Here is a 23,796-nt window from a genome sequence, read left to right on the forward strand (position 1 = left end):
GACGTGACGTCAAAAGAGGCGCTTACTCACCACTCACGACAGGACAGGCAGCATGTTGTACGGCTTTTCAGGTGTTATTTTACAGGGCGCGATCGTCACGCTGGAACTGGCGCTCAGTTCCGTCGTGCTGGCGGTGCTGATCGGCCTCGTCGGGGCGGGGGCTAAACTCTCGCAAAACCGGGTGACGGGGCTTATTTTCGAAGGGTATACCACCCTGATTCGCGGTGTGCCGGATCTGGTGCTGATGCTGCTGATCTTCTACGGTCTGCAGATTGCGCTGAATACGGTCACCGACGCGCTGGGGGTCGGCCAAATCGATATTGATCCAATGGTTGCCGGTATTATTACTCTCGGCTTTATTTACGGCGCCTATTTCACGGAAACCTTCCGCGGTGCGTTCATGGCGGTGCCGAGAGGTCATATCGAAGCGGCGACCGCCTTTGGTTTTACGTCATCGCAGACGTTTCGCCGCATAATGTTTCCGGCAATGATGCGCTATGCGCTGCCCGGCATTGGCAACAACTGGCAGGTTATCCTGAAAGCCACGGCGCTGGTCTCGCTGCTCGGTCTGGAAGATGTGGTAAAAGCCACGCAACTGGCCGGTAAGAGCACCTGGGAGCCCTTTTATTTCGCAGTGGTGTGCGGGCTGATTTATCTGGTATTTACGACTGTGTCCAATGGTGTGCTGCTGTTCCTCGAGCGCCGTTACTCCGTGGGTGTAAAGAGGGCTGACCTGTGATAGACATTATTCAGGAGTACTGGAAATCCCTGCTCTGGACCGACGGCTATCGCTTTACCGGCGTGGCGATTACCCTGTGGCTGCTGATCTCATCAGTGGTGATGGGGGGCATCCTGGCGGTGATCCTCGCGATTGGCCGCGTTTCCAGCAATAAGTTTATCCAGTTCCCCATCTGGTTATTTACCTATATCTTTCGCGGGACGCCGCTGTATGTGCAACTCCTGGTGTTCTATTCGGGGATGTATACCCTGGAAATCGTCAAAGGCACCGATTTCCTCAACGCCTTCTTTCGTAGCGGCCTGAACTGTACCGTTCTGGCGTTAACCCTTAACACCTGCGCCTATACTACCGAGATTTTTGCCGGCGCCATTCGCTCGGTGCCGCATGGTGAAATCGAGGCCGCGCGGGCCTATGGCTTTTCTTCGTTTAAAATGTACCGCTGCATTATTTTGCCCTCGGCGCTGCGTATTGCGCTTCCGGCGTACAGCAACGAGGTTATTTTAATGCTGCATTCCACGGCCCTGGCTTTTACCGCGACGGTGCCGGATCTGCTTAAAATCGCCCGCGATATCAATTCAGCGACTTATCAGCCCTTTACCGCTTTCGGGCTTGCCGCCGTGCTGTATTTAATCATTTCGTATGTCCTGATCAGTCTGTTCCGCAGGGCGGAAAGGCGCTGGTTGCAGCATGTTTCCTCTAAATAATTCGAGTAACACGATGTCTGAGAATAAATTAAACGTTATCGATCTGCACAAACGCTACGGCGAACATGAAGTGCTGAAAGGGGTATCGCTGCAGGCCAACGCCGGGGATGTGATAAGTATTATCGGCTCATCGGGTTCGGGGAAAAGTACCTTTCTGCGCTGCATTAACTTTCTTGAGAAGCCGAGCGAAGGATCGATTGTGGTCAGCGGCCAAAATATCACGCTGGTACGCGACAAAGACGGTCAACTGAAGGTGGCGGATAAAACCCAGCTCCGCCTGTTGCGCACGCGTCTGACGATGGTGTTTCAGCACTTTAACCTGTGGAGCCACATGACGGTGCTGGAAAACGTCATGGAAGCGCCGGTTCAGGTACTGGGCCTGAGCAAGCAGGAAGCCCGCGAACGGGCGATCAAGTATCTGGCGAAAGTGGGCATTGATGAGCGTGCCCAGGGGAAATATCCGGTGCATCTTTCCGGCGGGCAGCAGCAGCGCGTGTCGATTGCCCGCGCGCTGGCGATGGAACCGGAGGTGCTGTTGTTTGATGAGCCGACCTCTGCGCTGGATCCTGAACTGGTGGGTGAAGTGTTGCGCATCATGCAGCAACTGGCGGAAGAGGGCAAAACCATGGTAGTGGTGACCCACGAAATGGGTTTTGCTCGCCATGTGTCAAGCCACGTGATTTTCCTGCATCAGGGGAAGATTGAAGAAGAAGGGGAGCCAGAGCAACTGTTTGGCAATCCGCAAAGCCCGCGATTGCAGCAGTTTCTTAAAGGTTCGTTGAAATAGTCACCGGTTTCGCCGGGTGGCAAATCGCGTTTCTTACAGGTTGGATAAGCGCCGCGCCTTCAGGCGCTTTCCAGCCGGTAACCCCAGTCGTCATAGCGAATGCCATTGATCGTGAATGCTTTTTCCAGCACCTGCGTGCGCGCGAATCCGAGCTTTTCCAGCAATCTTACGGACCCCCGGTTTTCTGCCAGCACCCAGGCGTTGATCGCCTGTAGCCCCGCATCGTGAAAGCCATACTCGCACACGGCGCGAACGGCTTCGCTGGCAAAGCCGCGCCCCTGCACATCAGGGAGCAGGCAATAGCCGATATCCGCTTCCTGGGGAAACTGATGGCTGATTTGCAGACCGACGTCCCCTAGCGGGGTTGCGTCATGATGCTGGCGAATAACGAACATATGTTTCGAAACCAGACGACGCGCGAACAGTAAACGGATATCGCGTTCCGGGCAGCGTTCGCCCATATACCGCATAATATCCGGGTTCTCTCGCAGGGCGAGAAAGAAAGGCCAGTCGGTCGCCTGAAAAGGGGAGAGCGTCAGTCGCGGGGTCGTCAGTAAAGCCATAAAATCGCCATTCCGGAAGTCATCCTGATTACCTTACCACCGGAACGGCGAGCATGCACAGGCCGGAGGGTTAGCGAATCACATCTTCCAGCGCTTCTTCGAGGTCATACCAGCGAAAGGCGAAGCCTGCGGCTTCCAGACGCTTCGGCAGCGCGCGCTGGCCACCCAATACCAGCACCGAGGACTCGCCCATCAGCAGGCGAATCGCCGTCGCCGGGACGCGAACGAAAGCAGGGCGCTGTAGCGCATGTCCAAGCGCATGGGCGAACTGCTCGTTACGCACGGGATAGGGCGAAACCATATTGAAGGGGCCGCGCAGATCGTTATCCAGCAGCCAAAGGATGCCGTTCACCATGTCATCAACGTGGATCCACGGTAAATACTGGCGGCCATTGCCAATCGGTCCTCCCAGCCCCAGCCGGAACGGCGGAACCATTTTACCGAGAATACCGCCTTTGGGCGCCAGCACGACGCCGGTACGCAGCAGGCAAACGCGGGTGCGATCGCTTTGGGCGGTACAGGCGATTTGTTCCCAGCGCGCGCACAGCTTATGCGTGAATTCATTATGCGGCGGCTCTTCCTCGGTCACCACCACTTCACCCAAATCACCGTAATAGCCGGTAGCGGAGCCGGAAATCAGTACCGAGGGCGGCGTCTCGCTGGCATTAACCAGATCCGCCAGTTTCTGCGTGATGCGCCAGCGACTCTGGCAAAGACGCTCCTTTTGTGCGCTCGACCAGCGCTTGTCGGCAATCGGCTCACCCGCAAGATTGATCACCGCGTCGACATCATCAAGCTGCTTTTTATCGTCCAGGGTGGTCCAGAGCGCCACCCGACTGTCGAGCCGATCCCGGGCTTTTTCGGGGCTGCGAGTGAGAACCGTCACCTGATGCCCGAGCGCCAACAGACGCGGGATAAGGTGTCCGCCGATAAGACCTGTTCCTCCGGTAACCAGTATGTTCATGCAGCCTCCCGTAAAGGCGACTAACGCCGCCAGCTTAAGGTCATAGATACCGAATCGGCATAACGTAACGCGTGAAGCTTATCGATTTCCACTTCAGCATAAGTGACCCAGTGGTGTTCGCGTGCGATGTCGAGCACATCCTGCGTTAATTTTTCCAGCAACGAAAAACGGTTGTTTTCGACGTGCTGAAGAATGCTTTTCGTGATGGTACGGTAATTCAACGCATCGTTAATATCTTCGCTGACCCGCGCTTTTTCTGCCGGATAATGAATCGCAACGTTGATCACAATATCCTGGCGGTTAGTGATCTCTTCTTCTTTGATACCGATAAAGGTGCGTAAGCGAAGGTTTTTTATACGAATAATAGCGTCAGGTTGAGACATTGCAGAGTTCTCCATATATGAACCTTCGCATCATACACGAGAACCGCCGCGCGTTATCCTTTCAACGTCTCAGGATTAAGTTGCGCCTGCATCAGCGCACGTTCGGTGGCCGGACGCGAGCGGATACGCTGGAACCAGTTGTTTACCGCCGGGTACATTTCCAGATCGATGCGTTGACGCTGATGGGCATTGATCCACGGCCAGCAGGCAATATCCGCGATGCTGTAATGCTCGCCGCCCAGCCACGGAGAAGCTTCCAGACGTTTATTGAGCACGTTATACAGCCGCTGAGTTTCCACCTGGTAACGCTCGATAGCATACGGGATGGCCTGCGGCGCGAAATGATTGAAATGATGATTTTGCCCCAGCATTGGCCCAAGCCCGCCAACCTGCCAGAACAGCCACTGCAGCGTAATATGACGCTCGCGCAGCTCGCCGCTCAGTAACATGCCGCTTTTTTCCGCCAGGTAAAGCAAAATTTCGCCAGACTCAAAAAGACTAAGCGGCGCGCCGCCGTCCGCAGGGGCGCGATCGACAATCGCGGGAATTTTGTTATTGGGCGATATCGCCAGGAAATCGGGACGAAACTGGTTGCCCTTACTGATATCGACTTTGATCAGTCGGTAGTCCATTTCGGCTTCTTCAAGAAAGAGCGTAATCTTGTGTCCATTGGGCGTAGGGGCGTAATAGAGATCGATCATTTCAGCTCCAGCAAGCGTTTTATCTACGAGACAACCACAAGTATAGAAAGCCTGGCGTGTTGTGTGAGATTTCATCAGGTGACAGCGAACGAAAGACGCTTTATGTTGAAAGAAAAAAAACCATCAACATCGAGGAAGCTATGAGTAAACCTGTGATTACCCTCTGGTCAGACGCCAATTTTTTCTCCCCTTACGTGCTGTCTGCTTACGTCGCGCTCCAGGAAAAGGGGCTTCCTTTTACCCTGAAAACGGTGGATTTGGATCGCGGTGAACATCTCGCGCCTGGCTGGCAGGGTTACGCCCAGACGCGTCGGGTACCGCTGCTGGAGATTGACGGGTTCGAACTTAGCGAGTCGTCAGCTATTGCGGAATATCTGGAAGATCGCTTTGCGCCGCCGACATGGGAGCGCATCTATCCTCTCGATCTTGAGAAACGCGCCCGGGCGCGGCAGATTCAGGCGTGGCTCCGAAGCGACCTGATGCCTGTCCGCGAGGAGCGCCCGACGGATGTGGTGTTCGGCGGCGTCAAGAAAGGGCCATTAAGCGACGCCGGGAAAGCCAGCGTGGAAAAGCTGTTTGCCACGGCGAGCCATCTGCTGGCTGACGGGACGCCGAACCTGTTCGGTGAATGGTGTCTGGCGGACACCGATCTGGCGCTGATGATCAACCGTCTGGCGCTCAACGGTGACGACGTGCCGACGCCGCTGGCGGAATATGCCGCGTTTCAATGGCAGCGCGCTTCTGTCCAGCGATATATTGCGCTTTCCGCTAAGCGTACGGGCTGAAAAAGGGTCTACAATCCAGTATCATAGTGCGGTTTTTTTATGATGCGGAGGACGTGATGAAACTGATGTTTGCATCCGATATTCACGGTTCCTTACCGGCCACTGAGCGCGTGCTGGCGCTGTTTGCTCGCAGCGGCGCGCAATGGCTGGTGATACTGGGTGATATACTGAATCATGGGCCGCGTAACGCCTTACCTGAAGGCTACGCGCCTGCTGAGGTCGCCGGGCGGTTGAACGAATATGCGTCGCGGATTATCGCCGTGCGCGGCAACTGCGACAGCGAAGTGGATCAGATGTTGCTCCACTTTCCGCTCACCGCGCCGTGGCAGCAGGCGTTACTGGAAAACCAGCGGCTCTTTTTGACCCACGGTCATCTTTTTGGAGCGGAAAATCTGCCAGCGCTGCAGTCCAACGATGTGCTGGTGTATGGACATACTCATCTGCCGGTGGCAGAAAAGCGGGGCGATATATACCATTTCAATCCTGGCTCCGTGAGCATACCGAAGGGCGGCCATCCGGCGAGCTACGGAATGCTGGACGATAATGTATTGAGCGTAATCGCACTCAATGATCAAAGTATCATTGCGCAGGTGGCGATTAATTCGTAATTTACCCCCACATATGTAAATGCGCCGCAGAGTGCTAAGAAAAAGAAGGTTTCCTGATGGTGGAACAGCGTCGTTTGGCAAGTACGGAATGGGTGGATATTGTGAATGAAGACAACGAAGTCATCGCACAATCCAGCCGGGAACAGATGCGAGCGCAGTGCCTGCGTCATCGTGCAACCTATATCGTGGTACACGATGGGATGGGCAAAATTCTGGTGCAGCGTCGTACCGAGACAAAGGACTTTTTACCTGGCATGTTAGACGCCACGGCCGGTGGCGTCGTTCAGGCAGACGAACAACTGTTAGACTCTGCCCGCCGCGAAGCGGAGGAGGAACTGGGCATTGCGGGCGTTCCGTTCGCTGAACACGGTCAGTTCTACTTTGAAGATGAGCATTGCCGCGTCTGGGGCGCGCTGTTTAGCTGCGTGTCGCATGGCCCCTTCGCCTTGCAGGAGGAAGAGGTCAGCGAAGTATGCTGGCTGACGCCGGAGGAAATTACCGCCCGCTGTGACGAATTCACCCCGGACTCACTAAAAGCGCTGGCGCTGTGGATGACCCGCAACGCCAAAAACGAGTCTGCAAAAGGTGAGCGGCAACAAGAAGAACAGCAAGAAAAACAGGAAGAGGCGGAATAACGCCTCAGCAACTGTCCCGCAGACATAAACTGGAGGCGATCGGCTGTTGATCGCGCCAGTTTCCATCCTGAATTCTTTCCAGTAAGGCCCGTCCGGCCTCAAGACCGATTTTGCGGTGCGGAACCGCCATCGTGGTCAGCGGCGGCTGACAGACCCGGCTGACGTCGCTGTCGCCAAACCCCACAACCGCCAGGTCGTCAGGGACTTTAATCCGTCGGCGCTGGCATTCATACAGGACGCCGCAGGCCAGTTCATCCGACACGCAGACCAGCGCATCCAGTTCCGGCCACGCCAGGATAAACTCCGGCAGTTGCGAAGCCCCGGTGGAAAAATTGGGCGGCAGGGCGGCGTTAATCACCCGGTTGGGCGACATATGATGGCGCAGCATCGCTTTATACCAGCCCTGCAAATGCTGTTGAAAGATCCACTGTTCCTGATTCGCACACAGCAGGCCAATGTTCTGGTAGCCACGTTGAATCAGCATCTCCGTCAGCTCAAACATGGCGGCCACGTTATCAATCCCGATATTCATATCAATGGGATCGGTACGGATCGCGCCGATCTCCATGACCGGAATCGACGCGTTCTTTAGCCAGTGTCGGATGGTGTCGCTGTGCTCGACGCTGAGCAATATCGCCGCGGCGATATTGGAAGCCAGCAGCGTTTCCAGCAGTTTTTCTTCCTGCTCAAGACGGTGACGGGATTCCGCCAGCATGATCTGGTATCCGGCGGGTTGCAGAATATGCTGCAATCCGGCAAACATTTCTGAACATCCTGCTTCGGCAAGATTTGGCACCACCATCGCAATGGTACGTGACGATGCTGACGCCAGCGCGCTGGCGGCGAGATTCGGCATATATCCCAGCTCGTGGACAGCCGCGTCGATTTTCTCCCGCAGTTTATCGGAAACCTGCTCCGGCGTGCGCAAGGCACGCGAGACGGTCATGGTGCCGACACCCGCAAGCTGTGCGACATCGGCGATGGTCACTTTACCGGTACTACGCCGTTTTCGGGTTAGAGACATACAAATTCCTGCGCAATTACAACCAGTTGAGACGCTTTTTTATGATCGTTCTTTGCGTCACGTTTAGCGCAGTATACGCCTTAATTGTCCTTGTTTGCTCTGATTTCACACAGCAATCTGTTTTTGATAGCGCTATCACATATCTGAACGATAGCGTTTGATAGCGCTATCTTTGTGATTGCGATCGCAGATAAGGTGGTTGGGGTTGAATAAAGTTTGCTCATGTTAAGCCAAGAGAGAGGGACGATCGTGCTTGAAACCTGGTTAACGGATAACACGATTCAACTGCGCGAGCAGGTGAGCGACTGGCGGGAAGCGCTTGGGATTTGCGCCGGGCCGCTGCTGAAGGCGGGCGTCATTACGCCTGATTATGTTAGCGCTATCGTCGCACAACATCAGAAGCTGGGGCCGTATTATGTGCTGGCGCCCGGGCTGGCGATGCCGCATGCCCGCCCGGAGGAAGGCGCAAAGGCTATCGGCTTATCGTTGCTGAAGCTTTCGGACGGCGTGTCGTTTGGCGCAGGAGAAAATGATCCGGTTGATATTATTATTTTATTAGCCGCAGCGGATAAACACAGCCATATCGAAATGATTTCGGCCCTGGCTGAATTATTTTCAAACGATGACGATCTGGCGAAATTACATCAGGCAGCCACCCTGGAGGAGATTAAAAAAATAATTTCACGTTATTAATTTTACGCATGCCCCTGTATTGATGAAACATTACGCCTGCGCGTGATGCGAACAAACTCTACTTAAAAAAGGTAATAACAATGAAAATTATGGCTATTTGTGGCTCCGGCCTGGGCAGCAGTTTTATGGTCGAAATGAATATTAAAAAGGTGCTCAAAAAACTCAATATTGACGCTGAGGTGGAACATTCCGATCTCTCCTCGGCGACGCCGGGCGCCGCCGATCTCTTTGTGATGGCGAAAGATATTGCCGCCAGCGCCAGCGTGCCCGAGGCGCAACTGGTGGTAATCAATAACATTATCGATATCAATGAACTCGAAACACAGCTACGGGCATGGTTCGATAAACAATAATTCTGTCTGCACCCAATCCTTCGCGCTGTCTCACCACAGCGTGACCGCAAATATGCATCGAGGTGGCTATGTTTATCCTTGAAACGCTGAATTTTGTTGTTGATATTCTTAAAGTGCCTTCGGTACTGGTCGGCTTAATTGCGCTTATTGGCCTGGTGGCGCAAAAGAAAGCCTTTTCGGATGTCGTAAAGGGAACCATTAAAACAATTCTGGGGTTTATTGTTCTTGGCGGCGGGGCTACCGTTCTGGTCGGCTCATTAAATCCGTTAGGCGGTATGTTTGAACACGCTTTTACTATCCAGGGGATTATTCCGAATAATGAAGCGATTGTCTCGATTGCACTGGAAAAATACGGTGCCGCTACCGCACTGATTATGGCGTTCGGAATGGTGGCGAATATTATTGTCGCGCGCTTTACGCGGCTGAAATACATATTTTTAACCGGGCACCACACCTTTTACATGGCCTGTATGATCGGCGTGATCCTGACCGTCGCCGGTTTTGAGGGGGCGGGGCTGGTCTTTACCGGCTCGCTGATCCTCGGGTTGGTGATGGCCTTCTTCCCGGCATTGGCGCAACGCTACATGAAACGCATCACGGGTAGCGACGACATTGCCTTTGGTCACTTCGGTACCCTGGGGTATGTGCTGTCAGGCTGGATCGGCAGCGTGTGCGGTAAAGGCTCCCGTTCGACCGAAGAAATGAATCTGCCGAAGAATTTAAGCTTCCTGCGCGACAGTTCGATCTCCATTTCGCTGACCATGATGATCATCTATCTGATCATGGCGGTTAGCGCCGGTCGGGAGTATGTGGAAAGCACCTTCAGCGGCGGGCAGAACTATCTGGTCTACGCCATCATCATGGCGATTACTTTTGCCGCCGGGGTGTTCATTATCCTGCAAGGGGTTCGCCTCATCCTTGCGGAAATTGTTCCGGCGTTCACCGGCTTCTCTGAAAAACTGGTGCCCAACGCGCGTCCAGCGCTGGATTGCCCGGTGGTGTATCCCTATGCCCCCAACGCTGTGCTGATCGGCTTTCTGTTTAGCTTCCTCGGTGGGTTGGTGGGGCTGTTTCTGCTCGGGCAAATGAAGCTGGTGCTGATATTGCCAGGCGTCGTGCCGCACTTCTTCACGGGAGCGACGGCGGGGGTGTTCGGTAATGCCACCGGCGGCCGTCGTGGCGCTATGCTCGGCGCGTTCGCCAACGGTCTGTTGATTACCTTCCTCCCGGTGCTGCTCTTGCCGGTACTCGGCGCTATCGGCTTTGCCAACACCACCTTCTCGGATGCCGACTTTGGCGCGATTGGCATTGTGCTCGGTAACCTGGCCCGCTACCTGTCGCCTCTGGCGATCACCGGGCTGGTGGTCGGATTGTTTGTTGTACTGGTCCTCTGGAATCTGTTCGCAAAGAACAAGACGGCGACAGGTCACTCAGCGGAAAATAACGGAGCCAAACCATGAATGTAAAAGAAGTGACGCAGTTGGCGCGGGATATTCGCGTTGCTACCCTGAAATCACTCACCCATCTGGGCTTCGGCCACTATGGCGGCAGTATGTCGGTGGTGGAAACCCTCGCGGTACTGTACGGCGCGGTAATGAAAATCGATCCGGCCGATCCGGACTGGCCGGAACGCGATAACTTTGTTCTCTCGAAAGGGCACGCGGGACCGGCGCTTTACAGCACGCTGGCGATCAAAGGCTATTTCCCGATCGACGAGTTGAACACGCTGAATCAGAACGGCACCCGGCTGCCCAGTCATCCGGATCGGCTGAAAACCCGTGGCGTGGACGCGACCACGGGATCGCTGGGGCAGGGGATCTCCATCGCCGCCGGAATGGCGCTCTCGCATAAGTTGGCGCAGCGTCCGAACCGGGTCTTCTGTATTGTCGGCGACGGTGAGCTGAACGAAGGACAGTGCTGGGAAGCGTTTCAGTTTATTGCTCATCATTGCCTCAACAACCTGACGGTGTTTGTTGACTGGAATAAGCAGCAACTGGACGGCGAGTTAGATGAAATTATTCGCCCGTTCAGCCTTGATGCAAAATTCCGCGCGTTTGGCTTCGATACCATCACGGTGAAGGGCGATGATATACCGGCGCTACTGGCTGCCGTCCAGCCTGTTCCCGAGGCGCAGGCCCGCCCACGGGTAATCATTCTTGACAGCATTAAAGGGCAAGGGGTGCCATGTCTTGAACAGTTGAGCAATTCTCATCACCTGCGCCTGACAGAGGACATGAAGCAAACCCTGAATAACGCCATTCGCCAACTGGAGGTCACGCATGATTAATCTCGCGCCCACAGGACAAAAAGATCGCGTGGAGATGCGCAAGGTGTACGCCGGATTCGTGGCCCGGCAGATAAAAGACGGCAGCCCGATCATCGCGCTGGAAGCAGACCTGATGAGTTCAATGGCGATGGATGGCGTAGCCCGTGATTACCCGCAGCATGTGATTAACTGCGGCATTATGGAAGCTAACGTGATTGGCACCGCCGCGGGATTGGCGTTAACCGGGCGCAAGCCGTTCGTGCATACCTTCACTGCGTTTGCCAGCCGCCGCTGTTTCGATCAGCTGTTTATGTCGCTGGACTACCAGCGAAATAACGTCAAGGTGATCGCCTCGGATGCGGGCGTCACCGCCTGTCATAACGGCGGTACGCACATGTCGTTTGAAGATATGGGGATCGTGCGTGGACTGGCGCACGCCATTGTGCTGGAGGTGACGGATGCGGTGATGTTTGAGGATATCCTGCGTCAGCTCATCGACCTTGAGGGATTCTACTGGGTCCGCACCATTCGTAAACAGGCGCCGAGTATCTACGCGCCCGGCTCGACGTTTACCATCGGTAAAGGCAACGTGCTGCGGGAAGGTAATGATATCACCCTGATTGCTAACGGAATCATGGTGGCCGAAGCGCTGGAGGCGGCGCGGCAGCTGGAGAGAAACGGGGTCAGCGCCGCGGTGATCGACATGTTCACCCTGAAACCTATCGATCGGATGCTGGTGAAAAACTACGCCGAGAAAACGGGACGCATCGTGACCTGCGAGAACCACAGTATACACAACGGACTGGGGTCGGCGGTGGCGGAAGTGCTGGTGGAAACCTGTCCGGTGCCCATGCGTCGGGTCGGCGTAAAAGAACGTTACGGCCAGGTTGGCACGCAGGATTTTTTGCAGGAGGAATACGGGCTGACTGCCGCCGCGATTGTCGAAGCCGCAAAATCACTGCTGTGATGGCGTGAGGTTGATGCCGGATGACGACAGCGCCATCCGGCATGTTTCGTTACTGGTAGCCCATGATCTGCGCGCCAACCACCAGCACGCTGGAGAAGGCAAACAGCAGACCAGCCAGGGCCAGCGCGGGCTTAATCCAACTGCGGAAATCGACCCGGCAAACGCCAAGCGTCGCCATTAACGATGCCGAGGTAGGGTAAATAATATTGCTGAACCCGTCGCCTAACTGAAACGCCAGCACGGCTACCTGGCGATTAACGCCGACCAGATCGCTGAGCGGAGCCATCAGCGGCATGGTCAGCGCCGCCTGGCCTGAACCCGAGGTGACGAAGAAGTTGAACAGCGTCTGGAACAGCAGCATAAACCAGGCGGCGACCGCGGTGTGCAGCTCGCCAATGCCGCCAGCGATAGCGTTAAGGAGAGTATTCAACACGCTCGGCGTGCTGGCGTCGCCGTTACCCAGCAACAGCATAATGCCTTTGGCGAAGCCGACCAGCAGCGCGGGGGCAATCATGATTTTCGCCCCTTCGGTGAAGGCGTTCGCCATATCGTTTAGCGTCATGCCGTTGAGACGAAACACCACGCCGATCAGGCCGATAACGATGCCCATCGTGAAGAACTGACTGGCGATTTCAGGAATAAACCAGGCGTGGACGATAACGCCCCATATCACCCAGCCGATAGCGGCGGTTAGGATCGCTAATACCAGCCAGTCTCCCGCGCCCAGCTTGCGCTGTGTAATCTGCTGCTGCTGTTCGCGGAAAAAACGGTCAGACTGCCAGCAGGCAGAGCGCTCCGGCGATTTACGGATCCGTGACGCGTAAAGCAGCGTGAAGGCCATCGCCAGCAGTGTCGCCAGCAGCCAGATGATAATGCGCAGCCCCGAGCCGGAAAGTACGGGAACACCGGCAATCCCCTGCGCAATGACCACGCTGAACGGGTTCATCCATGACGTGGCGAAGCCGACCTGGGTTGCGACATAGGTCACCAGTACCGTGGTAATACTGTCATACCCTAAGCAAACCATCAGCGGGGCGATGATAATAGCGAAGGCGACCGCCTCTTCTCCCATACCGAACACTGCGCCACCGAGGGAAAAGAGCATAAACAGCACCGGTATGAACAGGATTTCATTGCCTTTGGTCCGGTTAATTAGCGCGAGGATACCGTTATCGATGGTGCCTGTGCGCATGACGATGCCAAAAGCGCCGCCAATCACCAGCATAAACATGATAATACCAATGGCGGAACCGTATTTATCGCCTGCCGTGAGCCCTTCAAAGGGAAAGTTCATGAGTCCCGCTCCGGCGTCGCCGGTCGAGAAGAACTGTACCCGGTTATACTGCGCTTCACCTGACGCGTCGGTCACGATGCGAAACGACGCAGGATCGACAACCTGGCGGCTTTTCTCAACGCCTTCCACCTGATAGTGAATTTTCTGCGTGTCAAATTGCCCGGCTGGGATCAGCCAAGTCAGGAGGCTGGTAAAAATCGCCACGAAAAAAATGATCACCAGCGTATCGGGCATAGCGAATTTTCTGCGTTGCGTGGGGTGAGAGGATGAAACCGAGGACATAGCATACCTTCCATGTAGCGTTTTAATGGAATAAGTATGCATTTTGATGAATATAAATGCAATTTGTAAGCGCGTTTTTTATGCCGGTTTCAGAATTTGCTACCGCACAGTGGGGGATTTTTAGGCAAAAAAAATCCGGATGCTTGCACATCCGGACGGTATGAGCCCCGTTACTCGCTTAAGTGGCGAGAGGGGGAAAGCGATTAGCCCTGCTGGGAAGACTGAATCGCGGTCAGTGCGATAGTGTAGACGATATCGTCTACCAGCGCGCCACGAGACAAGTCGTTCACCGGCTTGCGCATACCCTGCAGCATCGGCCCGATGGAGATCAGGTCGGCTGAACGCTGTACCGCTTTGTAGGTGGTGTTACCCGTGTTCAGATCCGGGAAGATAAACACGGTAGCGCGACCGGCAACCGGGGAGTTCGGCGCTTTGGATTTCGCCACGTCAGCCATTACCGCCGCGTCGTACTGCAGCGGACCGTCGATCATCAGGTCAGGACGTTTTTCCTGCGCAATGCGGGTCGCTTCACGGACTTTCTCTACGTCGCTACCTGCACCAGAGGTACCGGTAGAGTAGGAGAGCATCGCCACGCGCGGTTCGATACCGAAAGCAATTGCCGATTCAGCGGACTGAATGGCGATCTCAGCCAGTTGCTCAGCGGTCGGATCCGGGTTGATCGCGCAGTCGCCGTAAACATATACCTGTTCCGGCAGCAGCATAAAGAACACGGAAGAAACCAGGGAGCTACCCGGTGCGGTTTTGATCAGCTGCAGAGGCGGACGGATAGTGTTCGCGGTGGTGTGAACCGCACCGGACACCAGACCGTCAACTTCATCCTGCTCCAGCATCAGCGTACCGAGCACCACGTTGTCTTCCAGCTGTTCGCGGGCAACGGTTTCGGTCATGCCTTTGCTCTTACGCAGTTCGACCAGACGAGCGACATAGCTTTCGCGAACCACTTCCGGGTCAACGATTTCAATGCCGGCACCCAGCTCAACGCCCTGAGAAGCGGCAACGCGGTTGATTTCATCCGGGTTACCTAACAGTACGCAGGTTGCGATACCGCGTTCAGCGCAGATCGCCGCCGCTTTCACGGTACGCGGCTCGTCGCCTTCCGGCAGGACCACACGCTTACCGGCTTTACGCGCCAGTTCGGTCAGCTGATAGCGGAACGCCGGCGGAGACAGACGGCGGCTACGCTCGGAAGTCGCGGTCAGAGAGTCAATCCAGTCAGCGTTGATGTAGTTAGCCACGTACTCCTGAACTTTCTCGATGCGCTCGTGATCGTCAACCGGCACTTCCAGGTTGAAGCTCTGCAGGCTCAGGGAGGTCTGCCAGGTATTGGTGTTCACCATGAATACCGGCAGGCCGGTCGCAAATGCGCGCTCGCACAGTTTAGAAATGCGCGCGTCCATTTCGTAGCCGCCGGTCAGCAGCAGGGCGCCGATTTCCACGCCGTTCATCGCGGCCAGGCAGGCGGCAACCAGCACGTCAGGACGGTCTGCGGATGTGACCAGCAGAGAACCGGCGCGGAAGTGCTCCAGCATGTGCGGAATGCTGCGCGCGCAGAAGGTCACAGATTTCACGCGACGGGTGTTGATATCGCCTTCGTTGACGATGGTCGCGTTCAGGTGACGCGCCATGTCGATCGCACGGGTGGCGATCAGATCAAAGCTCCACGGCACCGCGCCCAGAACCGGCAGCGGGCTGGATTCTTGCAGTTTAGCCGGATCAACTTTGATCACCTGCGCTTTGGAAGAGTCGTCAAAAATCTCGGACAGGTCCGGACGGGTACGGCCCTGTTCATCCACCGGCGCGTTCAGTTTATTAACGATAACGCCCGTGATGTTGGTGTTTTTAGCGCCGCCGAAGCTGCTGCGCGTCAGTTCGATACGCTCGTTCAGCTGTTCCGGGGTGTCGGTACCCTGAGACATGACGAAAACGATTTCCGCGTTCAGCGTTTTTGCGATTTCGTAGTTCAGAGACTGCGCGAACTGGTGTTTACGGGTCGGAACCAGACCTTCAACCAGCACGACTTCCGCGTCTTTGGTGTTCGCGTGGTAGTTCGCGATGATCTCTTCCATCAGCACATCTTTCTGATTGCTGGAAAGCAGAGATTCAACGTGGCTCATCTTCAACGGTTCAGCCGCTGGCAGATTGGAGTTCGCGCGAACGATAGTGGTGGTCTGGTCTGGCGCATCGCCGCCAGCACGCGGCTGAGCGATGGGCTTAAAGACGCTCAGACGAACGCCTTTGCGTTCCATAGCACGGATGACGCCGAGGCTGACGCTGGTCAGGCCGACGCTGGTTCCGGTAGGGATCAGCATAATAATTCGGGACACGATTTATCCTCTTTCGTTACCGCCGACATCGGCGGGTGACAAAACAGCACCGCCAGCATGGTGGCTGGCGGTGTGGTATCAGGCAGTCAGACGGCTCGCGTCTTGCGCGATAACCAGTTCTTCGTTGGTTGGGATCACCACTGCAGGACGGGTGCCTTCTTTGTTGATGAAGCCAGATTTACCGAAGCGTGCGGCCAGGTTACGTTCGTGATCGACTTCAAAGCCCAGCACGCCCAGTTTGCCCAGAGACAGTTCGCGAACCATCGCGGCGTTTTCACCAATGCCCCCGGTGAACACGACAGCGTCCAGACGACCTTCCATCAGCGCGGTGTAGGAGCCGATGTATTTCGCCAGGCGGTGGCAGTAAACGTCCATCGCGCGCTTGGCGTCTTCTTTGGTCGCGTAGTTGTCTTCGACATAACGGCAATCGCTGGTCACTTCGGTCAGACCCAGCAGGCCGGACTCTTTGGTCAGCATCTTGTTGATCTGGTCAACGCTCATGCCCAGGGTGTCGTGCAGGTGGAAGATAATCGCCGGATCGATATCGCCGGAACGGGTACCCATCACCAGACCTTCCAGCGGAGTCAGACCCATAGAGGTATCAACGCACTTGCCGTTACGGATAGCGGAAACGGAACCGCCGTTGCCCAGGTGGCAGGTGATGATGTTCAGTTCTTCAACCGGCTTGTTCAGCATTTTTGCCGCTTCCTGAGTCACGAAGAAGTGGCTGGTGCCGTGTGCGCCATAACGACGAACGCCGTGTTCTTTGTACAGGCTGTACGGCAGGGCATACAGGTAAGATTCTTCCGGCATCGTTTGGTGGAACGCGGTGTCAAACACGGCGACGTTCTTGTCTTTCAGCTGCGGGAAGGATTTCAGTGCTTCGGCGATACCGATCAGGTGGGCCGGGTTATGCAGCGGTGCAAAAGAGGCGGAATCTTTGATACCCTGAATCACGGAGTCATCAATAACGACGGAGCTGGTGTACTTCTCGCCGCCGTGTACGATACGGTGACCGATTGCAGTCAACTGCGCAGACAGTTCTGGTTTTTGTGCCAGAATAGTATTAACGATAAAGTTCAGCGCTTCACTGTGAGCGGCGCCTGCGCCTAAAGCCGCTTCTTGTTTACTGCCGTCCATTTTCCATTTGATACGGGCTTCTGGAAGATGGAAACATTCGGCTAAACCAGAAAGGTATTCTTCACCATTAACTGCATCGATGATTGCAAATTTCAGTGAGGAGCTACCGCAGTTCAGAACCAGTACTAACTTACTCGACATGGAAGTACCTATTATTGATACGTGGCTAAAAAAACGTCAGGGAGCCATAGAGCGTAGCGCAGTGTGACGCTGACATTTATGATTAACATCATGCGCAGTTGTCTTTTTTGGCATGATGGAAGAAATACCTATGAGTCTATGCCATTTTGCGTATTTTTCAGCCAATGGCATACTATATGTCAATTTGACGACTCAATACTTTTGGACTACAGGCCAATGACAGGCCGCTACAGGATACCTGATAGTGGGTAGCAATGACAAAATGTTTTGAACGTTGTCCCTCATAGTTGTTGTTTTGCACAATTTTTTGAATTTTTATATGTGAAGTTGAGGTAAGCCATGTCGACGCCGGATCACCGCTCCGTAAATTTTTTCAGCCTTTTTCGCCGGGGGCAGCACTACTCGAAGACGTGGCCGATGGAAAAGCGCCTTGCGCCCGTCTTTGTGGAGAATCGCGTTATTCGGATGACCCGCTACGCCATCCGCTTTATGCCGCCGATTGCCGTTTTTACCCTGTGCTGGCAAATCGCCCTCGGCGGTCAATTGGGACCGGCCGTCGCCACCGCGCTGTTCGCGCTCAGTTTACCCATGCAGGGGCTGTGGTGGCTGGGTAAACGTTCCGTCACGCCGCTACCGCCCACAATTTTGAACTGGTTTTACGAAGTCAGGGGCAAATTACAGGAAGCCGGACAGGCGCTGGCCCCGGTTGAAGGCAAGCCGGACTACCAGGCGCTGGCTGACACGCTTAAGCGCGCCTTCAAACAACTGGATAAAACTTTCCTTGATGATTTGTAATTGACCCCGGATTACGCATATAAAAGAAGGCATATTGATGCCTTCTTTTTTTTCACTTTTTTCACCGCAGTAGAGTGATACAGGAGTCCCAAATGGAAATGACCAACGCTCAACGTCTTATTTTGTCTAACCAGTACAAAATGATGACCATGCTCGACCCGACCAACGCCGAGCGTTATCGTCGCCTGCAAACCATTATTGAACGCGGTTATGGCCTGCAAATGCGCGAACTGGATCGCGAGTTTGGCGAGCTTAAAGAAGAGACCTGCCGCACGGTGATCGACATCATGGAGATGTACCACGCGCTGCATGTTTCCTGGGCTAACCTGAAAGATGCGCAAAGCATCGACGAACGTCGCGTGACCTTCCTCGGCTTCGACGCCGCCACAGAGGCGCGTTACCTCGGCTATGTTCGTTTTATGGTCAATGTCGAAGGACGCTATACCCATTTTGACGCCGGCACGCACGGCTTCAACGCGCAAACCCCCATGTGGGAGAAGTACCAGCGCATGCTGAGCGCATGGCACGCCTGCCCGCGTCAATACCACCTGAGCGCCAACGAAATTAATCAAATTATCAACGGCTGAGGAGGTACACGTGCAGTGTAAAGGCTTTCTGTTTGATCTGGATGGAACGCTGGTCGATTCACTCCCCGCCGTCGAGCGAGCATGGTGTAACTGGGCCGATCGTTTTGGCCTGGCGCACGATGAGGTGCTCGGTTTTATTCATGGCAAGCAGGCGATTACCTCGCTGCGTCATTTTATGGCAGGTAAGCCTGAAGCGGAAATCGCCGCTGAGTTTACGCGTCTGGAGCAAATTGAAGCCACGGAAACGGCCGGCATCACTGCGCTGCCGGGGGCGATTGCCTTGCTCAACCATCTGAATAAATCCGGGATCCCGTGGGCGATTGTCACCTCTGGCTCTATGCCCGTTGCCCGCGCCCGCCATCAGGTGGCAGGGCTCCCCGCACCGGAGGTTTTTGTGACCGCCGAGCGTGTCAAACGCGGCAAGCCGGAACCGGACGCCTATCTGCTGGGCGCGCAGCTGTTGGGCCTGGCGCCCCATGAATGTGCGGTGGTGGAAGACGCGCCTGCGGGCGTGTTATCGGGCTTAGCGGCTGGCTGCCATGTTATCGCCGTTAATGCTCCGGTAGACACCCCACGTCTGGCGGACGTCGATTTTGCGCTGACCAGCCTCGAGCAGCTTTCGGTGACGAAACAGCCGAAGGGCAATGTGGTTGTACTCAGCAATACCTGATCATGATTTCGCCCCGGCTTGTCGGGGCTTTTTTATGGCAGAATCATGCCATCTTCTCATCTGACAAGGATAGGTTGTGAACGGTGAATTGATTTGGGTTCTTTCATTACTGGCTATTGCCGTAGTGTTATTTGCGACGGGCAGAGTGCGTATGGACGCGGTTGCTTTGCTGGTCATCGTGGCGTTTGTTTTGAGTGGAACGCTGACCCTCAGCGAAGCCTTTTCTGGCTTTAGCGATCCGAACGTGGTGTTGATTGCCGCGCTGTTTATTATCGGCGACGGGCTGGTGCGTACCGGCGTCGCCACTGTTATGGGCACCTGGCTGGTTAAAATGGCTGGCAGCAGCGAAATCAAAATGCTGGTGCTATTGATGCTGACCGTGGCCGGGCTGGGCGCCTTTATGAGTTCCACCGGAGTGGTTGCCATTTTTATCCCGGTGGTGTTAAGCGTCTCCATGCGTATGCAAACCTCGCCGTCGCGCCTGATGATGCCGCTCAGTTTTGCCGGGCTTATCAGCGGCATGATGACGCTGGTGGCGACGCCGCCAAACCTGGTGGTGAACAGCGAACTTCTGCGTGAAGGGTTTAGCGGATTCAGTTTTTTCAGCGTCACCCCCATCGGGCTGGTGGTCTTGGTACTGGGTATTTTCTATATGCTGCTGATGCGCTTCATGCTGAAAGGCGATCCACAGGCGCAGCAGCGTGATGGCTGGAAACGCCGCACCTTCCGCGATCTGATCAAAGAGTACCGTCTGACCGGGCGAGCGCGCCGGCTGGCGATCCGCCCCGGGTCGCCGATGATTGGTCAGCGCCTTGACGATCTCAAACTGCGCGAACGCTACGGCGCTAACGTGATTGGCGTCGAGCGTTGGCGGCGTTTTCGCCGGGTGATCGTCAACGTCAATGGGGTATCTGAATTTCGTGCGCGTGACGTTTTGTTAATTGATATGTCCGCCGCCGATGTCGATCTGCGGGAGTTCTGTAGTGAACAACTTCTGGAGCCGATGGTGCTGCGCGGCGAATATTTCTCCGATCAGGCGCTGGACGTTGGCATGGCGGAGATCTCGCTGATTCCAGAATCGGAGCTGATCGGCAAGTCGGTACGAGAGATCGGCTTTCGTACCCGCTATGGGCTGAACGTGGTTGGCCTGAAGCGTGACGGCGTGGCAATCGAAGGATCGCTGGTCGACGAACCGCTGCTGATGGGCGACATTATTCTGGTGGTCGGTAACTGGAAACTGATCGGGATGCTGGCAAAGCAGGGACGAGACTTTGTGGCGCTGAACCTGCCGGAAGAGGTGAGCGAAGCATCGCCCGCGCACAGCCAGGCGCCGCACGCTATTTTCTGTCTGGTGCTGATGGTCGCACTGATGCTGACCGATGAAATCCCGAACCCCATCGCGGCGATTATCGCCTGTCTGCTGATGGGCAAATTTCGCTGTATTGACGCCGAAAGCGCCTATAAAGCGATTCACTGGCCAAGCATTATCCTGATTGTCGGCATGATGCCTTTCGCGCTGGCGCTGCAAAAAACCGGCGGCGTCGATCTGGTGGTGAAAGGATTGATGGACGTGGGCGGCGGCTACGGGCCGTATATGATGTTGGGCTGCTTGTTTGTACTGTGCGCCACCATTGGCCTGTTTATCTCGAATACGGCAACCGCGGTGCTGATGGCGCCTATCGCGCTGGCAGCGGCGAAATCAATGGGCGTATCACCCTATCCGTTTGCGATGGTGGTGGCGATGGCGGCATCCGCGGCATTTATGACGCCGGTCTCTTCGCCGGTCAACACGCTGGTGTTAGGACCGGGGAACTATAGCTTCAGCGATTTCGTGAAGCTCGGCGTACCGTTTACCGTTATCGTTATGGCGGTGTGCGTGGTGATGATCCCCATGCTGTTCCCGTTTTAACCGCAAGCCCGTCATGCCGGATGGCGGTCAATAACCGCGCCATCCGGCAAACCTTACAACGGTGAATCCTGACTGATCTCATCCAGCGACAAATGGAAACTCGGCACGAAGACCGCCATAAAATAATCCATTTCCGGGCTGCGACGGGACGCAAGCGTTTTTTCCAGCCGCGTTTTCGCCAGCAGAAACTCATTATTTCCCGCCGACAGTTCTTCCAGACATTTCAGGTAGGCGCAAAGGGCGTCGGCCTGCTTAACTATCGATTTTTCTTCATCGCTGTAAGCGTGTTCGTCAATCAGCGGCGCGAAGATATCCCGCAATTCGTCGGGCACCATATCCACCAGTTTCTGCTGGGCAATTTTTTCAATGGCTTTATATTCCTGCGCAATCTGCGAGTTGAAATATTTAACCGGCGTCGGCAGATCGCCAGTGAGTACCTCTGACGCATCATGGTACATCGCCAGCAGCGCAATACGTTCGGCATTCACCTGACCGGCAAATTTGCGATTTTTGATCGCCGCCAGCGCATGCGCCACCATCGCGACCTGTAGACTGTGCTCAGAGACGTTTTCCGTACGCACATTGCGCATCAAAGGCCAGCGGTTAATAAGTTTGAGGCGGGAGAGGTGGGCAAAAAAATGACTCTGCTTCATAGCGACCTTTTCGAGTTAACAACCTGAACGTCATTGTGTGCAGAGAAAGGGGGCGGATGCAAATACTCTTCAACGAGGCATTGCATCCGGCCCGGGCGGATTACAGCTGGTGATAACCTGACAGGAAGCGGGCAAATTTATTTAGCGACATTTCGATGTCATCGATGCGCGGTAGGGTGACAATACGCACGTGATCCGGCCACGGCCAGTTAAATGCGGTCCCCTGCACCAGCAGCACTTTTTCCTGCAGCAGGAAATCGAGCACCATTTTTTGGTCGTCATGAATATTGAAACGTTTTGCGTCGATTTTCGGGAACATGTACAGCGCGCCGCGCGGCTTCACGCAGGAGACGCCTGGAATGTCGTTGATCAGTTCCCATGCGCGGTTGCGCTGCTCATAAAGACGACCACCGGGCATGATAAATTCGCTGATGCTCTGATAACCGCCCAGCGCGGTTTGAATGGCGTGCTGGGCCGGAACGTTGGCGCAAAGACGCATCGAGGCCAGCATTTCCAGTCCTTCAATGTACCCTTTAGCGTGCTTTTTCGGCCCGTTGAGCACCATCCAGCCCTGACGGAAACCGGCAACGCGGTAGGTTTTGGACAGGCCGTTAAAGGTGACAGTCAGCAGATCCGGCGCCATGGCGGCAATGGAGTGATGCTCTGCATCGTCATAGAGAATTTTGTCGTAGATCTCATCGGCAAAAATGATCAGGTTGTTCTGGCGGGCGATCTCGACGATCTCCATCAACAACGCTTTCGAATAGACAGCGCCGGTGGGGTTGTTTGGGTTAATGATGACGATGCCTCGGGTGCGCGGGGTGATTTTCGCGCGGATGTCGTCAAGATCCGGGAACCAGTCAGAAGATTCATCACAAAGATAATGCACGGCGTTACCGCCGGAGAGCGCGACCGCCGCCGTCCACAGCGGATAATCCGGCGCGGGCACCAGCATTTCATCCCCGCTATTCAGCAGCGCCTGCATCGCCTGAACAATCAATTCAGAGACGCCGTTACCGATGTAGATATCTTCAACAGTAACGTCACGCATCCCGCGCGCCTGATAATGCTGCATGATGGCTTTACGCGCGGAGTAAAGGCCTTTTGAGTCGGAATAGCCCTGTGCGGTAGGCAAATTGCGGATCACGTCGACCAGAATTTCATCGGGCGCGTCAAAACCAAAAGGGGCGGGGTTGCCAATGTTCAGTTTAAGAACCTTATTGCCTTCTTCTTCAAGACGTTTCGCTTCTTTCAGAACCGGACCGCGGATGTCGTAACAGACATTATCTAATTTGCTGGATTTTTCTATGGGGGACATGAATCTTGACCTTTAAGCTGTTATCGCCACTCCCTGCCGTGGAAGTCAGCTTGAAACAATGTACTCCCCCAGCGGTGCGTTTTGAAGGCTTTGCAGAAGAAGATTTTGCAAAATTGTGAAGTGAGAATCTACTGCCAATGACTGGAATTACCTGTTTTTGTGGTTTTATATTCTGAATTTTTATTTGTATGTGGTTTTACAAGCTAAATTGTTGGCTGTTATGGGGCTGATTCTGTTGTCTGAAAAATAACGCGACGGCGTGAAGAGGAAAAACGTTGCGTCTCTGTTATTTGCATAATTCGTAAATAGTGAACGATTAATCCTGAAGCGTGTTTATGGCCAGCGGGTGATACCGTTAGCTGTAAAACTAATGTTAAGCAAGGTTTATGATTGCCTCCAATTCATATTAATTATTATTTAATATTTAAAAAGGCTTTACGTAACGCGTTATTATTAATGAGGTAGTTTGCCGAACCTAACAAATCTTTGC

At 54.8% G+C, this 23,796-nt stretch carries 25 protein-coding genes; 15 read left to right on the forward strand and 10 right to left on the reverse strand.

Annotated features, from left to right (window positions below; all coding sequences use genetic code 11):
• Positions 1-52: 52 nt before the first annotated feature.
• The 3 genes from APU02_RS11815 to hisP are packed head-to-tail and all read left to right on the forward strand — an operon-like array spanning position 53 to position 2,230.
• Positions 53-739 (forward strand): histidine ABC transporter permease HisQ, encoded by a 687-nt coding sequence (locus APU02_RS11815; protein ID WP_060570100.1) that lies wholly within the window; start codon positions 53-55, stop codon positions 737-739.
• Positions 736-1,443, forward strand: a complete 708-nt coding sequence (hisM, locus tag APU02_RS11820) for a histidine ABC transporter permease HisM (protein WP_042290728.1) — start codon at positions 736-738, stop codon at positions 1,441-1,443. The genes APU02_RS11815 and hisM overlap by 4 nt, the downstream gene beginning before the upstream one ends.
• Before the next feature lie 13 nt (positions 1,444-1,456).
• Positions 1,457-2,230 (forward strand): histidine ABC transporter ATP-binding protein HisP, encoded by a 774-nt coding sequence (gene hisP / locus APU02_RS11825; protein WP_042290727.1) that lies wholly within the window; start codon positions 1,457-1,459, stop codon positions 2,228-2,230.
• A 59-nt stretch (positions 2,231-2,289) separates the two neighbouring features.
• Here the strand turns inward: hisP and APU02_RS11830 are convergent, their stop codons facing one another.
• From APU02_RS11830 to yfcG, 4 genes are all read right to left on the reverse strand, one after another.
• Positions 2,290-2,793, reverse strand: a complete 504-nt coding sequence (locus tag APU02_RS11830) for a GNAT family N-acetyltransferase (RefSeq protein ID WP_042290725.1) — start codon at positions 2,791-2,793, stop codon at positions 2,290-2,292.
• 70 nt (positions 2,794-2,863) lie between these two features.
• Entirely contained in the window at positions 2,864-3,757 is an 894-nt protein-coding gene (locus tag APU02_RS11835; RefSeq protein ID WP_060570101.1) for a TIGR01777 family oxidoreductase, read from the reverse strand.
• A gap of 20 nt (positions 3,758-3,777) precedes the next feature.
• Positions 3,778-4,140 carry a dihydroneopterin triphosphate 2'-epimerase gene (gene folX / locus APU02_RS11840; RefSeq protein ID WP_042290722.1) on the reverse strand — a complete coding sequence of 121 codons (363 nt, stop codon included), beginning with the start codon at positions 4,138-4,140 and terminating at the stop codon, positions 3,778-3,780.
• 53 nt (positions 4,141-4,193) lie between these two features.
• Positions 4,194-4,841, reverse strand: a complete 648-nt coding sequence (yfcG, locus tag APU02_RS11845; protein ID WP_042290720.1) for a GSH-dependent disulfide bond oxidoreductase — start codon at positions 4,839-4,841, stop codon at positions 4,194-4,196.
• 140 nt (positions 4,842-4,981) lie between these two features.
• Between yfcG and yfcF the strand changes: the two genes are divergently transcribed.
• From yfcF to yfcD, 3 genes are read left to right on the forward strand one after another with little or no spacing between them, the layout of a single operon-like run.
• The gene (yfcF, locus tag APU02_RS11850) at positions 4,982-5,626 is read left to right on the forward strand and encodes a glutathione transferase (protein WP_042290718.1); all 645 of its coding nucleotides are present in this window, start codon (positions 4,982-4,984) and stop codon (positions 5,624-5,626) included.
• 56 nt (positions 5,627-5,682) lie between these two features.
• A complete protein-coding gene (gene yfcE / locus APU02_RS11855; RefSeq protein WP_042290716.1) occupies positions 5,683-6,234 on the forward strand; it encodes a phosphodiesterase in 552 nt (183 codons plus the stop codon).
• Positions 6,235-6,290: 56 nt separating this feature from the next.
• Complete coding sequence (yfcD, locus tag APU02_RS11860; protein WP_042290714.1) at positions 6,291-6,869, forward strand: NUDIX hydrolase YfcD; 579 nt, start codon at positions 6,291-6,293, stop codon at positions 6,867-6,869.
• A gap of 4 nt (positions 6,870-6,873) precedes the next feature.
• Here the strand turns inward: yfcD and APU02_RS11865 are convergent, their stop codons facing one another.
• On the reverse strand, positions 6,874-7,893 hold the full coding sequence (locus APU02_RS11865; protein WP_060570102.1) for a LacI family DNA-binding transcriptional regulator: 1,020 nt from the start codon (positions 7,891-7,893) through the stop codon (positions 6,874-6,876).
• Positions 7,894-8,142: 249 nt separating this feature from the next.
• On the opposite strand from APU02_RS11865, the gene APU02_RS11870 reads away from it, so the two are divergent.
• The 5 genes from APU02_RS11870 to APU02_RS11890 all read left to right on the forward strand — a co-directional run bounded on the left by APU02_RS11870 (position 8,143) and on the right by APU02_RS11890 (position 12,172).
• Positions 8,143-8,586, forward strand: coding sequence for a PTS sugar transporter subunit IIA (locus APU02_RS11870; RefSeq protein ID WP_060570103.1), 444 nt, complete (start codon positions 8,143-8,145; stop codon positions 8,584-8,586).
• 80 nt (positions 8,587-8,666) lie between these two features.
• On the forward strand, positions 8,667-8,939 hold the full coding sequence (locus tag APU02_RS11875; RefSeq protein ID WP_042290710.1) for a PTS sugar transporter subunit IIB: 273 nt from the start codon (positions 8,667-8,669) through the stop codon (positions 8,937-8,939).
• Between the two features lie 68 nt (positions 8,940-9,007).
• Positions 9,008-10,399 (forward strand): PTS ascorbate transporter subunit IIC, encoded by a 1,392-nt coding sequence (locus tag APU02_RS11880; RefSeq protein WP_042290708.1) that lies wholly within the window; start codon positions 9,008-9,010, stop codon positions 10,397-10,399.
• Positions 10,396-11,226, forward strand: coding sequence for a transketolase (locus tag APU02_RS11885; RefSeq protein ID WP_060570104.1), 831 nt, complete (start codon positions 10,396-10,398; stop codon positions 11,224-11,226). The genes APU02_RS11880 and APU02_RS11885 overlap by 4 nt, the downstream gene beginning before the upstream one ends.
• On the forward strand, positions 11,219-12,172 hold the full coding sequence (locus tag APU02_RS11890; RefSeq protein ID WP_060570105.1) for a transketolase family protein: 954 nt from the start codon (positions 11,219-11,221) through the stop codon (positions 12,170-12,172). The genes APU02_RS11885 and APU02_RS11890 overlap by 8 nt, the downstream gene beginning before the upstream one ends.
• A 49-nt stretch (positions 12,173-12,221) precedes the next feature.
• Here the strand turns inward: APU02_RS11890 and yfcC are convergent, their stop codons facing one another.
• The 3 genes from yfcC to ackA form a co-directional block, all read right to left on the reverse strand.
• Complete coding sequence (gene yfcC / locus APU02_RS11895) at positions 12,222-13,748, reverse strand: putative basic amino acid antiporter YfcC (protein ID WP_060570106.1); 1,527 nt, start codon at positions 13,746-13,748, stop codon at positions 12,222-12,224.
• Between the two features lie 203 nt (positions 13,749-13,951).
• Positions 13,952-16,093: a phosphate acetyltransferase gene (gene pta / locus APU02_RS11900; RefSeq protein WP_042290703.1), complete on the reverse strand. Its 2,142-nt coding sequence runs from the start codon at positions 16,091-16,093 to the stop codon at positions 13,952-13,954.
• Positions 16,094-16,171: 78 nt separating this feature from the next.
• Positions 16,172-17,374 (reverse strand): acetate kinase, encoded by a 1,203-nt coding sequence (ackA, locus tag APU02_RS11905; protein WP_042290701.1) that lies wholly within the window; start codon positions 17,372-17,374, stop codon positions 16,172-16,174.
• 339 nt (positions 17,375-17,713) lie between these two features.
• Between ackA and yfbV the strand changes: the two genes are divergently transcribed.
• The 4 genes from yfbV (at position 17,714) to APU02_RS11925 (ending at position 21,335) form a co-directional block, all read left to right on the forward strand.
• On the forward strand, positions 17,714-18,169 hold the full coding sequence (yfbV, locus tag APU02_RS11910) for a terminus macrodomain insulation protein YfbV (RefSeq protein ID WP_042290699.1): 456 nt from the start codon (positions 17,714-17,716) through the stop codon (positions 18,167-18,169).
• Positions 18,170-18,261: 92 nt separating this feature from the next.
• The gene (locus APU02_RS11915) at positions 18,262-18,756 is read left to right on the forward strand and encodes a YfbU family protein (RefSeq protein WP_060570107.1); all 495 of its coding nucleotides are present in this window, start codon (positions 18,262-18,264) and stop codon (positions 18,754-18,756) included.
• A gap of 10 nt (positions 18,757-18,766) precedes the next feature.
• Positions 18,767-19,426 (forward strand): sugar phosphatase, encoded by a 660-nt coding sequence (locus APU02_RS11920; protein ID WP_060570108.1) that lies wholly within the window; start codon positions 18,767-18,769, stop codon positions 19,424-19,426.
• 76 nt (positions 19,427-19,502) lie between these two features.
• Positions 19,503-21,335: an SLC13 family permease gene (locus APU02_RS11925; protein WP_042290694.1), complete on the forward strand. Its 1,833-nt coding sequence runs from the start codon at positions 19,503-19,505 to the stop codon at positions 21,333-21,335.
• Between the two features lie 53 nt (positions 21,336-21,388).
• Here the strand turns inward: APU02_RS11925 and yfbR are convergent, their stop codons facing one another.
• Positions 21,389-21,988: a 5'-deoxynucleotidase gene (yfbR, locus tag APU02_RS11930; RefSeq protein WP_042290691.1), complete on the reverse strand. Its 600-nt coding sequence runs from the start codon at positions 21,986-21,988 to the stop codon at positions 21,389-21,391.
• Positions 21,989-22,088: 100 nt separating this feature from the next.
• The gene (alaA, locus tag APU02_RS11935; protein ID WP_042290688.1) at positions 22,089-23,306 is read right to left on the reverse strand and encodes an alanine transaminase AlaA; all 1,218 of its coding nucleotides are present in this window, start codon (positions 23,304-23,306) and stop codon (positions 22,089-22,091) included.
• Positions 23,307-23,796 lie beyond the last annotated feature (490 nt).

Origin of the sequence: Citrobacter sp. 50677481, from assembly GCF_001463265.1 — a bacterium.
Lineage (GTDB): Bacteria > Pseudomonadota > Gammaproteobacteria > Enterobacterales > Enterobacteriaceae > Citrobacter_A > Citrobacter_A sedlakii.

What these genes read in the sequence shown, in the direction of transcription:
- APU02_RS11915 (WP_060570107.1), top strand. Translation starts at nt 18,262, where the DNA reads ATGGAAATGACCAACGCTCAACGTCTTATTTTGTCTAACCAGTACAAA.
- APU02_RS11830 (WP_042290725.1), bottom strand. Translation starts at nt 2,793, where the DNA reads ATGGCTTTACTGACGACCCCGCGACTGACGCTCTCCCCTTTTCAGGCG.
- APU02_RS11835 (WP_060570101.1), bottom strand. Translation starts at nt 3,757, where the DNA reads ATGAACATACTGGTTACCGGAGGAACAGGTCTTATCGGCGGACACCTT.
- APU02_RS11890 (WP_060570105.1), top strand. Translation starts at nt 11,219, where the DNA reads ATGATTAATCTCGCGCCCACAGGACAAAAAGATCGCGTGGAGATGCGC.
- yfbR (WP_042290691.1), bottom strand. Translation starts at nt 21,988, where the DNA reads ATGAAGCAGAGTCATTTTTTTGCCCACCTCTCCCGCCTCAAACTTATT.
- APU02_RS11865 (WP_060570102.1), bottom strand. Translation starts at nt 7,893, where the DNA reads ATGTCTCTAACCCGAAAACGGCGTAGTACCGGTAAAGTGACCATCGCC.
- yfbV (WP_042290699.1), top strand. Translation starts at nt 17,714, where the DNA reads ATGTCGACGCCGGATCACCGCTCCGTAAATTTTTTCAGCCTTTTTCGC.
- APU02_RS11815 (WP_060570100.1), top strand. Translation starts at nt 53, where the DNA reads ATGTTGTACGGCTTTTCAGGTGTTATTTTACAGGGCGCGATCGTCACG.
- yfcD (WP_042290714.1), top strand. Translation starts at nt 6,291, where the DNA reads ATGGTGGAACAGCGTCGTTTGGCAAGTACGGAATGGGTGGATATTGTG.
- ackA (WP_042290701.1), bottom strand. Translation starts at nt 17,374, where the DNA reads ATGTCGAGTAAGTTAGTACTGGTTCTGAACTGCGGTAGCTCCTCACTG.
- yfcG (WP_042290720.1), bottom strand. Translation starts at nt 4,841, where the DNA reads ATGATCGATCTCTATTACGCCCCTACGCCCAATGGACACAAGATTACG.
- yfcC (WP_060570106.1), bottom strand. Translation starts at nt 13,748, where the DNA reads ATGTCCTCGGTTTCATCCTCTCACCCCACGCAACGCAGAAAATTCGCT.
- APU02_RS11880 (WP_042290708.1), top strand. Translation starts at nt 9,008, where the DNA reads ATGTTTATCCTTGAAACGCTGAATTTTGTTGTTGATATTCTTAAAGTG.
- folX (WP_042290722.1), bottom strand. Translation starts at nt 4,140, where the DNA reads ATGTCTCAACCTGACGCTATTATTCGTATAAAAAACCTTCGCTTACGC.
- yfcE (WP_042290716.1), top strand. Translation starts at nt 5,683, where the DNA reads ATGAAACTGATGTTTGCATCCGATATTCACGGTTCCTTACCGGCCACT.
- APU02_RS11875 (WP_042290710.1), top strand. Translation starts at nt 8,667, where the DNA reads ATGAAAATTATGGCTATTTGTGGCTCCGGCCTGGGCAGCAGTTTTATG.
- alaA (WP_042290688.1), bottom strand. Translation starts at nt 23,306, where the DNA reads ATGTCCCCCATAGAAAAATCCAGCAAATTAGATAATGTCTGTTACGAC.
- APU02_RS11885 (WP_060570104.1), top strand. Translation starts at nt 10,396, where the DNA reads ATGAATGTAAAAGAAGTGACGCAGTTGGCGCGGGATATTCGCGTTGCT.
- yfcF (WP_042290718.1), top strand. Translation starts at nt 4,982, where the DNA reads ATGAGTAAACCTGTGATTACCCTCTGGTCAGACGCCAATTTTTTCTCC.
- hisP (WP_042290727.1), top strand. Translation starts at nt 1,457, where the DNA reads ATGTCTGAGAATAAATTAAACGTTATCGATCTGCACAAACGCTACGGC.